Origin of the sequence: Bradyrhizobium sp. LVM 105 (assembly GCF_003957705.1) — a bacterium.
GTDB lineage: Bacteria > Pseudomonadota > Alphaproteobacteria > Rhizobiales > Xanthobacteraceae > Bradyrhizobium > Bradyrhizobium frederickii.
In genome coordinates this window covers 41895-51935 of record NZ_QZMV01000023.1, presented here as the reverse complement: position 1 = coordinate 51935, position 10041 = coordinate 41895, and the positions used below count along the sequence as shown (strand labels likewise).

Annotated in this window: 5 protein-coding genes and 2 pseudogenes; 6 read left to right on the top strand and 1 reads right to left on the bottom strand. The window is 57.1% G+C overall.

Going from position 1 to position 10041, the window contains the following annotated elements; translation table 11 throughout:
- Window positions 1–239: 239 nt before the first annotated feature.
- The 5 genes and pseudogenes from D6B98_RS35730 to D6B98_RS35710 all read left to right on the top strand — a co-directional run bounded on the left by D6B98_RS35730 (window position 240) and on the right by D6B98_RS35710 (window position 6541).
- Window positions 240–1592, top strand: a pseudogene (locus tag D6B98_RS35730) (M16 family metallopeptidase).
- Window positions 1592–3025 (top strand): M16 family metallopeptidase, encoded by a 1434-nt coding sequence (locus D6B98_RS35725; RefSeq protein ID WP_126261676.1) that lies wholly within the window; start codon window positions 1592–1594, stop codon window positions 3023–3025. The pseudogene D6B98_RS35730 and the gene D6B98_RS35725 overlap by 1 nt, the downstream one beginning before the upstream one ends.
- A 1443-nt stretch (window positions 3026–4468) precedes the next feature.
- Window positions 4469–5218, top strand: a complete 750-nt coding sequence (locus D6B98_RS35720; protein WP_126261675.1) for a P-loop NTPase family protein — start codon at window positions 4469–4471, stop codon at window positions 5216–5218.
- Between the two features lie 58 nt (window positions 5219–5276).
- The gene (locus tag D6B98_RS35715) at window positions 5277–5996 is read left to right on the top strand and encodes a hypothetical protein (RefSeq protein ID WP_126261674.1); all 720 of its coding nucleotides are present in this window, start codon (window positions 5277–5279) and stop codon (window positions 5994–5996) included.
- A 245-nt stretch (window positions 5997–6241) separates the two neighbouring features.
- Window positions 6242–6541, top strand: a complete 300-nt coding sequence (locus D6B98_RS35710; protein ID WP_235884893.1) for a hypothetical protein — start codon at window positions 6242–6244, stop codon at window positions 6539–6541.
- A gap of 54 nt (window positions 6542–6595) precedes the next feature.
- On the opposite strand, the gene D6B98_RS35705 is transcribed toward D6B98_RS35710, so the two are convergent.
- The gene (locus D6B98_RS35705; protein ID WP_126261672.1) at window positions 6596–6901 is read right to left on the bottom strand and encodes a hypothetical protein; all 306 of its coding nucleotides are present in this window, start codon (window positions 6899–6901) and stop codon (window positions 6596–6598) included.
- Window positions 6902–8338: 1437 nt separating this feature from the next.
- Between D6B98_RS35705 and D6B98_RS35695 the strand changes: the two are divergent.
- Window positions 8339–9339: pseudogene (locus tag D6B98_RS35695) on the top strand (cytochrome-c peroxidase).
- Window positions 9340–10041: the final 702 nt, after the last annotated feature.

Sequence of the window (10041 nt, the reverse complement as noted above, 5' to 3'; positions counted from 1 at the left end):
GACACGGCCCGAGCCAAAATGGGCCGCGCCTATCCCAACTCTTCCAAAGAGTCATAATCACTGTGCAGGGCTACTAGCGGCTCCGCGCTTTGTCGGATTTGTCTGCCATGAACGTTGATCAGCATGGAATGAAAGGCGATACCATGAAGAATCTGATTTCGGTCACCGCCAAGGCAGGAGGTACCGCCACTAATGCCTCTGGCACGACGACGCCTACCGCGCTGGCGGTCGAGCACAGAATGGATGATAGCACTGACTTATATCTTCCTAAAGGGGAGGGCGTCTTTGCCGACACGGTCAGATCGGATCGACCAGCTAGCTTCACGCTTCAGAACGGCCTCCAGGTGGTCGTGATCCCGGATCATCGCACACCCGTTGTGACTCAGATGATCTGGTATAAGGTCGGTTCCGCCGACGAGCCGCCTGGCAAATCGGGGCTTGCGCATTTCCTCGAACACCTGATGTTCAAGGGCACCTCCAAACATCCAGCGAATGAATTCTCCAAGGCCGTCCTGCGCGCCGGCGGCAATCAGAACGCCTTCACCGGGCTCGACTACACCAGCTACTTCCAGCACGTGCCGCGCGAGCACCTCGGCAAGATGATGGAATTTGAAGCCGACCGCATGACCGGTCTCATCCTCAAAGATGAGGACGTGCTTTCCGAGCGCGACGTCGTGCTGGAGGAATTCAATATGAGCGTCGCCAACAATCCGCGTGAACGTCTCGCCGAGCAGATGATGGCGGCGCTTTACCTCAACCACCCCTATGGACGCCCGATTATCGGGTGGCGCCACGAAATCGAAAAGCTTACCCGAGAGGATGCGCTTACTTTCTACAAGCGCATTCATGCACCGAACAACGCGATCCTGATCGTCGCTGGCGACGTCGCCCCTAAGAAAATCCGCTCGGTGGTGACGGAGACATTTGGCGCCATCCCCACGCAAGCATCAATTCCCCTGGAACGCCTTCGGCCGTAGGAGCCGACGTCGGCCGCGCCGCGCACAGTGACGTTGGCCGATGCCCGCGTCGAGCAGCCAGCCCTGCACCGCTATTATCTCGTACCATCGGCTCACACCGCGGCCGCCGGCGAGGGTCCAGTGCTTGACGTGCTCGAGCAGTTGATGGGCGGCGGTGTCAACTCATACCTCTATCGCTCGCTGGTGGTCGAAAAGCAGCTCGCGGTCACTGCCGGAGCGAGTTACCACTCGGCCGCGCTCGATCCCTCGCTATTCGCGGCTTCTGCCGTACCAAAACCCGGCGTCAAACTCAGCCAGATCGAGCGCTCCATCGACGAGGTAATAGCCGACATTGCGGGTAATCCCGCGAGCACCGCAGATCTCGAGAGGGTCAAGACGCGGCTGATCGCGCGGGTAACCTACGCCCAGGACAATCAGGAGATGCTCGCACGCTGGTATGGCCGCGGCCTCACAACGGGACTATCCATCGACGATATTCGGGGCTGGCCGGATGGCATCCGCGCGGTCGGTGCCCAGCAGGTGCAGGGGGCCGCGCGGAAATGGTTCGACAAGAAACGAGCGGTGACCGGCTATCTCATCAAAGAGTCCACCGTAAAACACGGGGAGAAGCTCTAATGATCCATCCTTGCACACGACGTGAGGTCCTCCTTGGGGCAAGCTCGCTCTCAATCGCCACGCTCGCTTCGCCCAATTCGCTTGCCGCCACAAGGACGCATGCCCGGACCAGGATCAGGCGCCTGGTTTCGTCTTGCGGTATAGAAGCCTGGTTCGTGCAGGATTCCACTGTCCCGTTGATCGCGATGGAATTTGCCTTCACCGGCGGCGCGACTCAGGACCCCGAACAAAAACCTGGCGTAAGCCACATGGTTGCTGGCCTGCTCAAGGAGGGTTCCGCCGAGCTTGACTTCAAGACCTTTCATGAGCGGCTCGAGCATCGTGCCATTGATCTGCATTTTCACTCGACCCATGATCACTTCCGCGGTTCCTTGCGCACGCTCGAGGACAACGCAGACGACGCCTTCGACCTTTTACGGATGGCGCTAACCTCGCCCCGTTTCGACGCGGCCGATGTCGAACGGATCCGTGCCACTGTGCTTGCGAGCCTTCGGCACGACTCGACCGATCCTTCGTCTCTGGCCCATCGCAAGTTCCTCGAGGTCGCCTTTATCAATCATCCTTATGCTCGCCCAGTCGGGGGCTCGCTGGAAAGCGTGCCGAAGGTCGAAGTCGCGGATCTCAAGGGCTATGTCCGACGCGTGCTCGCAAAAGACACGCTCAAGCTCGCGGTGGTCGGCGACGTCGATCCAGAGGTCCTCTGCAAGCTGCTCGACAAAACCTTTGGCAGCCTGCCGACCAAAGCGGAAGCGACGCCGGTTTCCGACGTCATCGCAGCAAAGCCGCCGCAGCGGGTCTTTTTTCCGCTCGACGTTCCGCAGACAGTTGTAACTTTTGGCGGTCCAGCCGTCCGTCGCACCGAGCCCGATTTCATGGCCACCTATGTGGTCAACCGCATCCTCGGCGGCGCCGGCCTGACGTCGCGTTTGTTCCGCGAAGTCCGCGAGAAGCGCGGACTAGCCTACTCCGTTCGTGAGAACCTGGTCTGGCTGGATCATTCAGCCATGTTTCTCGGCAATAGCGGCACTTGCGCCGATCGTGCCGACGAAACGGTCGAAGAAATCGAGAAGCAGGTCCGCCACATCGCTGAGAAAGGACCGACTCAGCAGGAACTCGATGATGCAAAGTCCTACCTGAAGGGCTCGCAAATGCTGGCTCTCAACACATCATCAAAGCTTGCGCGGACGCTGCAGCAGCAGCAGCTTGACAAGCTGCCCATCGACTATTTCGAAAAGCACAACGCCGTGGTCGATGGGGTGACGTTGGCAGACGCCAAGAGAGCAGCGCGGCGGCTGTGGGGCGATGGTCTGCTCACGATTATCGTTGGCCGCTCTCCAAATGACGCAACGCAGCCGACCACCGTGCCATCGGCGACCATACTTCCGCCAGGGGCCCGGCAGCTAAATGCCGCTCCGATGGCGCCACCGAATTGACTTTCTGGCAGCCAGGCGCTTAGCAAGCACCTGGCTGCTCCGCACAGAGTGCGCCTAGCCACCCGCCTTTAGCTCGCGGACAGCTACCATGCGGCCGCTCGAGCACGGTTTTTGCTCAATCGCGTTGCCAAATAAGTAGTCCGGGTTGAAGTCTTCAGGGCAACCAAATGCAAGATAGAAAATAGCCCCGGCGAACAGTAAGTTGAGGCACTGTCGTCCTGCCATTGGGCAATAGCTCAGGCGTGGAAATAACCCCTTACCAAATGGCTTGTCCCAATTCTCCATTTCCAGGCTATCAGCGATGGCCGCATCGGAGCTCTTCGCAGCGCCAGAGGATCGCTACTTTCGATCGCCTTCGGCCTGCGCTCGAGCTGCGTTAAGCCGGCAGGGCTGTACCGTGGCGCCAGCGGCATCGATGCCCCTCCAGCGCAAACCTAGGGAATGTCTGGCAGACTCCGGTGGTTGCCCCATATGAAGGCAAGCGTGGTGTAGCTTTACGCCGAGGCCGAATATGCAGACCAACTATATAAAGCGCCACCGACCAGAAGAAACGAGAAGTGGACGCGCACCTCGCATTCCCTTTCAGGCGGGCTTGCCCGAGTAAACTGAAAGGGTGATCAGAGTGGGCGCTTCAAAACGGTAACGTACACCGTCCGACGCCCCCAGGAAGCGGCCCAGCGAGAGCGCACACGCGCCAGGCCATCGTTCATTCCGCGCAGCTTCCCGCAGCGCCCGAGGGGAGGATCGCCGGTCCTATTCGCTCGACGCCGGCCTTCTTTTGACGCAGCGTCCTCGATCTCGCTTGCCACCGATGTTGCGCCGTCGGGCGTGCCCGCTCAGCCTTCGATCTCGTTCTCCATGAGACGATAATCTCGGCTCGACGCGAACAGATGTGTGCTTGCTATTTGCGTCAGCAGCCCGTTTCAGCGCTCGCACATCTCGATCTCTTTAGCAGAGTGAGAGCTCGCTCGTTCAGGGTCATTGTCTGCCGAAAAGACGACGATCTGTTCCAGCGGACCTTTGATGATTTACCAAGCCATAGTCGTACCGCGTAGCACACCACCTTTTCTTCCCCGAGCTCGCAATCTAACGCTACGTAAGATTCGGTCGCTTTATGCCAATCTAGATAGCGGCGTCGATAGATAACTTATGGCAACGCAACGATCACCACAGGCAGGCCATTGGTTCTTGGCGGCACGCATTCCAGCCGCTTACAAACCTCACCTAGATCACCACCACGAGTGATTTACTCACCATTATCGGCTTGCATCGTCATTGCAATCCAAGGCCGTCACTCGCTTGATGTTGAAATGTTCATCGGTTGCAGATCTCTCTCATCCGAAGGTTCATTGCCCCTTCTTTCTGCCATGTTCGCATCCAAAGCAGAGACGCGTCGGTTGCGCAGTTTGCGCGCGGCAATAGCGAGTGTCTCAGGAGATTTCCATGGTGAAGCCAGTTGTAATTGTGGTAGGTGCGGACAAGGGAGGGGTCGGCAAAACCACCGTATCACGAACGCTACTGGACTACTTCAGCGTCAACAACGTGCAAACACGCGCATTCGACACGGAGTCGCCGCGGGGAACGCTGAAGCGCTTTTATCCCGAGATCACCGAGATCGTTGACATGACGGCGACAGCGGACCAGATGAAGATCTTCGATACCCTGAACTCAGGGCTGTCCGTCACTGTCATTGATGCTCGCGCAGGCTTACTGTCCTCTGCGCTGGCTTCCTTGCGCGACATCGGATTTCTGGACTCAGCGCGGTCTGGCCAGATAACATTCGCCGTATTCCATATCCTGGGATCATCCATCGCTTCGTTAGACGAAATCGCGGAGACCGCGACCTTCATGAACGGCGCAAAGTACTACCTAGTCAAGAACTTCATCAACGACACTCAATTCTTCCAGTGGGATCAAGCGACCTATAATTCCTATTTTCACCGCATCAAACATGCGACTGAGTTGGTCATACCGAAGCTCAACGAGATGGCTTATGAGCAGGTGGAAGTTGCATCCGTCCCATTCGTAGACTTCGTCGCGAACAAGGGGCGGAACGATGAACCCGCGAACAACTCCTTCGTGCTGCGCGGTTATGTCCGGCATTGGCTGGCAAATGTCTGGAGCGAATTTGATCGCATCAACTTGACGGAATTGGCCGGCGCCAAGTCCGCTACCCGGCCCGGCGAGAAGTAGTCGCATTTCGGCGAGCTCAGGTCGGGCCCACGTACGAAACGAAATTGATCTGCTGGCTATGTTAGCGACCCCCATCTACATCATTTGCTCTCCTAGCCCGCAGGTCGGTAAAACTCTCATCGCTCGGGCCATGAGCGAGTTCTTGCTGCTGAAAAACGGCACAGCACTGTCGTTTGATGTCAACTTGAAAGAGCCGTCGTTGCTCGACTACCTCCCTAACATCACGGAGACCGCGGATGTGATCGACACTTATGGCAAGATGCAGCTGATGGACCCTCTTATCATCCACGACCGGGTCGCCAAGGTAATCGATCTCGGCTTTCACGCCTTCGACGAATTCTTCAGGATGTGCGAAGAGATCGGCTTCATGAAGGAGACGGCGCGCTGCTATGTCGCCCCCATCATTCTCTTCATCGCAGGCGCTGACCGCATCTCCTTTCGCGGTTATGAAATGCTGCGGCGGCGAATTCCGGCGGCGTCGCTGGTCACCGTCCACAATGAATTCGTGCTTCGTGGCGAATTACCTGAAGCGATGGACGGCGAGCGGGTGCTTCGGATTCCCGCGCTTCCGCTGTTCCTCAAGAGATATATAGACCGGCTTGGCTTTTCCTTCACTGGATATCTACGCAACGAGAATGACTGGTCCACCGAGCTGCATCAATGGATCCGACGGAACTACAGCATGTTTCGCGATCTGGATTCGAGTGTGATGTTGCGAAAGGTCTATCGATCTCGGGGCACGGATATCGACAGCCTACGTTGCACAAGGGCTACTTGAGATTCCGATCTGCCTGCCATCTATGCGTCAGGTCTATGGGTCGCTTCGATGGCGCTCTCAAGGGTCTCGAACGCATGAATTTCGATTTACGACCCTTCAGTGGACTGCGTATCTTTGCTCACCGAACGAACGGGCGGGAAAGTCGCGAGTCTTCGGATGCAATTATTCGGCAGGAATGCGGAGCGAAGGAATGGCCGCTCGATGACCAGCGCTATGCTTGATACTCCAGGGACGAAGCATCTGTGATGACTCCAATTGATGATGCATTAAGTGAGATCAGATCCCTGCGGAGCGAAATCTGGCGGTGCCGTCGACTCCTTAAAACGGACCTACCTGGCGCGGAGCGCAAGGCCGTCGAGAATCGTCTGGTTGAACAACTTTCTGCCTTTGAATGGCTCTTGGCGACGGCGTTTCCTTTGACCTTGAGCCCGAAACGGTATTCGGCCAAGAGCATCACGATCGGGCAAACTGATTCCCCTGAAGCGCCCATCGACAACGCCGCAATGGCATCAAGCAGTTCCTTCGGGAAGTCGATGGGCGGATAACAAAAGAGGTTTCCTGGCTCTATCTGTGTCTTTAGCCCGGCAGTCGAAAACGGGCTATTCTCCAGCTGAGACACCTGAAGAAGACCACGACGGAACAACCTCCAACGCTAACGTTCCGGCGATCTTTTGCCAGTTATAGCCTGCCGGAAAATACTTCGTTGCCGACCACAACGCCATAGATTGATGGGCAGCACGAATTCCTGCAGATGTCCTGCCGTAACCACCGCAGTTACACAGATTGTCCTTCCGACCAGCTACGACCAAGTCGATGGCAATCTCACGGCGGGCCCAAAGTCGGCGGATCGCTGCAGCGCTGAAGAGCGCAACTGCTTCAGTACGAAATTGAAGTTCAGAGCGCATGCAATCTCGTAGCACGCGTGGGCGCACATCGATCGCTGATCGGGGCCAATCGATTCACGGAGCTCAGCCCCCGGATAGATGAACTGCGGCGCGGCAGGCTGATGCTTCAGCCCGATCGACTTTCGGCCAAACTCTGGCCCGCAGGTCTGAACACCTCACTGTCGCTCAATTTCTGCAACTGCCACTCGGACGCCTCACTCTCGATGGAGGACGACCGGAAGCCTATTGAGACGCCGTCTTGGTCCTTCTTTTCTCTCCGCCGCAATTGGCATGATGCGGCGGCATTCGCCGCGTAAATTCTTGAAATTGTCCCTAAGGCAAAAGATGGCTACCTCCACATCGCTAGGCCCTCTAAAGCGGTCACAGAAGCGCATCACGTCTAGTCTGCATGACATTAAGACTTGCTCGGCCCCACGATCTCGCGCACGAGCTTGTTCTGTGCACCACGTGGCCGCGATCGCGATCACGATCACAGCGAGGGCGGATGCACAGCAATGCGCATTGCAAATCCAGCTCATTCGTTGCTCTTTATTCACCAAACCTGTCTTAAGTCGCATATCCTTCACTATTATTCTTTGCCCCGCGAGCGTCATCTGTTTGCCGGATACGGCGCGTCGGCAGCCATGATCGCGCCTGTTGCGGGGCAGCCGCAATGATTAAGGCCTCCATCGTCCCGCCACGCGCAACACGCTCATTGCGAAGACGGAGGTACGGCAAAGATTGGCCGTTTAGCGCATGTGTGGCGATGCTGTCTCCCCGGTGGCGTTCTACTTCGTAATGCCTACAACCTGACGCCACGGTCGATTCAAGGACTTTGAGCGTCCGGCACGTGTGAATACGTGCTGAGACGGGCATACCCACATTTGGTGGCAGTAGGACGAACTCCTGACAACTGCACGCCTGACCGACTGCACCGCGGGGTGGGGGTTGAAGCTCAAAGCGCACGCATCGAGCCGAGCAGCGACAAGCTGCGCCGGCGCAGCTCGCTTTGTTCGCGGTCCCAGCCAGCTGACCTGCAGAGTCAAAGAGTGCCGTACGGGTGAGTTTCCGAGAAGCACGGAGGCGTGGACCGACAGGCCAGGATTCCTGTGGCTGGATGATGATTCGTCGCACGGGTCACGTACCGTTGATTCGACAGCCTCAAGCCGCTTGCTGCAATTCACAGTACGCAATTGCTTGAAACCAGCTCAGTAGGCTTCGACCTTGAGCCCCCTGGCACGCTGGTTGCTATAGCACCGGCGGAGCGTCGGCCTGGGTGCAGCCTAGCCCAGCATACGGAAGACACCATTCGCTGACTGCTGCACGTCGTTCTGCGGGCGGACGCGGACCGAGCGCTATGTTTGCGATTCCACGATCTAGGAGAAAAGCGAGACATCACATGAGGAAGCGGTACGCGAGCTTTCCAGGGCCGGTAGGTTAAGTGTTGTGGCCTCAGCCATTCTGGTTTCCCCCGCAGCAGGCGCCAATGAGGATTTGATGCGCGTCGCCAAGCGGATTTTCAAGCCAATTCCCTCAGTCGCTCCAGCGGTGAAGGACAATCCTATCACCCATGAAAAGATCACACTTGACAAATCCTTATTTTTCGATTCGAGGCGAGCGGCGTTATTAGCTGCAATACGTGTCATAACCTTGGGACGGGCAGGGTAGATGCCGGCCGGAGGTCGATTGGTCATCGTTGGCAGCTGGGGTCACGTCGTGCGCCAACAGTCTATAACGCGGTCTTCAACGTGGCGCAGTTCTGGGATGGTCGAGCGGCGGATCTTAAGGCGCAAGCCGCAGGCCCTGTCCAGGCCAGCGTCGAAATGAATGCGACGCCCGATCACGTGCTCAAAACATTGAATTCAATGACCGATTATGTCGTTATGTTCAGTAAGGCTTTTCCAAACGAAGTGGCGCCCGTTACGTTTGAAAATTTCGCCAAGGCCATCGAGGCTTTCGAGGCAATCTTGATTACTCCCGCCGCCCCCTTCGATCAGTACCTCGAGGGCGATGAATATGCTCTCAGCGATCAGCAGAAAACCGGGCTAAAGCTATTCATCGAAAAGGGATGTTCCTCTTGCCACAACGGAATTAACGTCGGTGGACAGGATTATTTTCGCTTCGGCGTCATTAAAGGGCCAGCCGAAAGCCTGCTTCCAAAGGAAGACAAGGGTCGTTTTGCCGTCACTAAGGATCCCGGCGACGAGTATGTTTTCCGCTCGGCGCCATTGCGCAACATCGCATTGCGTCCGCCCTACTTTCATTCTGGTCAAGTTTGGAGTCTTAAGCAAGCGGTCGGCGTCATGAGTGAGGTTCAGCTTAGAGCAAAGCTCAGCGATGAAGAAACTGACGAGATTGTCGCCTTTCTGAATTCGCTCACCGGGCAGCTGCCGAAGATCGAGTACCCGATACTGCCCACGCGCACCATTGCAACGCCAACGTCCTCCTTAGACAAATAGGCCTTCACGATAGCGTAGGCGATCCAAGCTGGAGCATTCAGCAGGCTCAAATTGCGGACCTCAAGCCCCAACCCGTTCGTCGCCGACGCCAGAGTTCCTTAGGCGCCGGTCAAGTCATCCGTCTTGGGCAGCTCAATCCTGCGTCGACTCGCGAGGCAACGAAGGCCCGCGCGCCCTGAAATACGTCGGCAACCCGTGCTGCTAGGAGACGTTCTGCCGTAGCTCGCGGGCACCGCATATCATCTCACATCAGCCCTTTTTCCAAGCGCCCGGCCGCCGACCTTCTCCTCCGCACAGATCGGAACGTGCGCCATCGGATGGCATCCACTTGTCCCTCATTGACGAGTTTTACGGCCGCATGTTCGCCAAAGCACCATCCCCAATCCAAAAGGCGATGGATCATCCTCAGCTTCCACGTGGTAGCTCCTACATGTGCGCATGGTGACGCGAGCGTCCACAGTCCTACAATAAGATGTGACGACTTAAGATGTCGGGTAGAGACCGATACAAAACCTCCCTTGCCGCAAGACGCGCAGATATTCCTTGAAACGGCACGCGGATTGCTGGGTAGGGATCAATCAGTCGCCGCCAAAGAAGGGGCGCGGGGAGCCGGAGTTTCAATGAGATTTATCCGATTCATCCTGATCGATCTGGCTTTGATGCTGGTCGCACCCGAGAATGCAGAAGCCATGACCGTAGCTC

Bases quoted from the DNA above. Each gene is read 5' to 3' on its own strand.
- D6B98_RS35725 (WP_126261676.1), top strand. From the start codon at position 1,592: ATGATCCATCCTTGCACACGACGTGAGGTCCTCCTTGGGGCAAGCTCG.
- D6B98_RS35720 (WP_126261675.1), top strand. From the start codon at position 4,469: ATGGTGAAGCCAGTTGTAATTGTGGTAGGTGCGGACAAGGGAGGGGTC.
- D6B98_RS35715 (WP_126261674.1), top strand. From the start codon at position 5,277: ATGTTAGCGACCCCCATCTACATCATTTGCTCTCCTAGCCCGCAGGTC.
- D6B98_RS35710 (WP_235884893.1), top strand. From the start codon at position 6,242: ATGACTCCAATTGATGATGCATTAAGTGAGATCAGATCCCTGCGGAGC.
- D6B98_RS35705 (WP_126261672.1), bottom strand. From the start codon at position 6,901: ATGCGCTCTGAACTTCAATTTCGTACTGAAGCAGTTGCGCTCTTCAGC.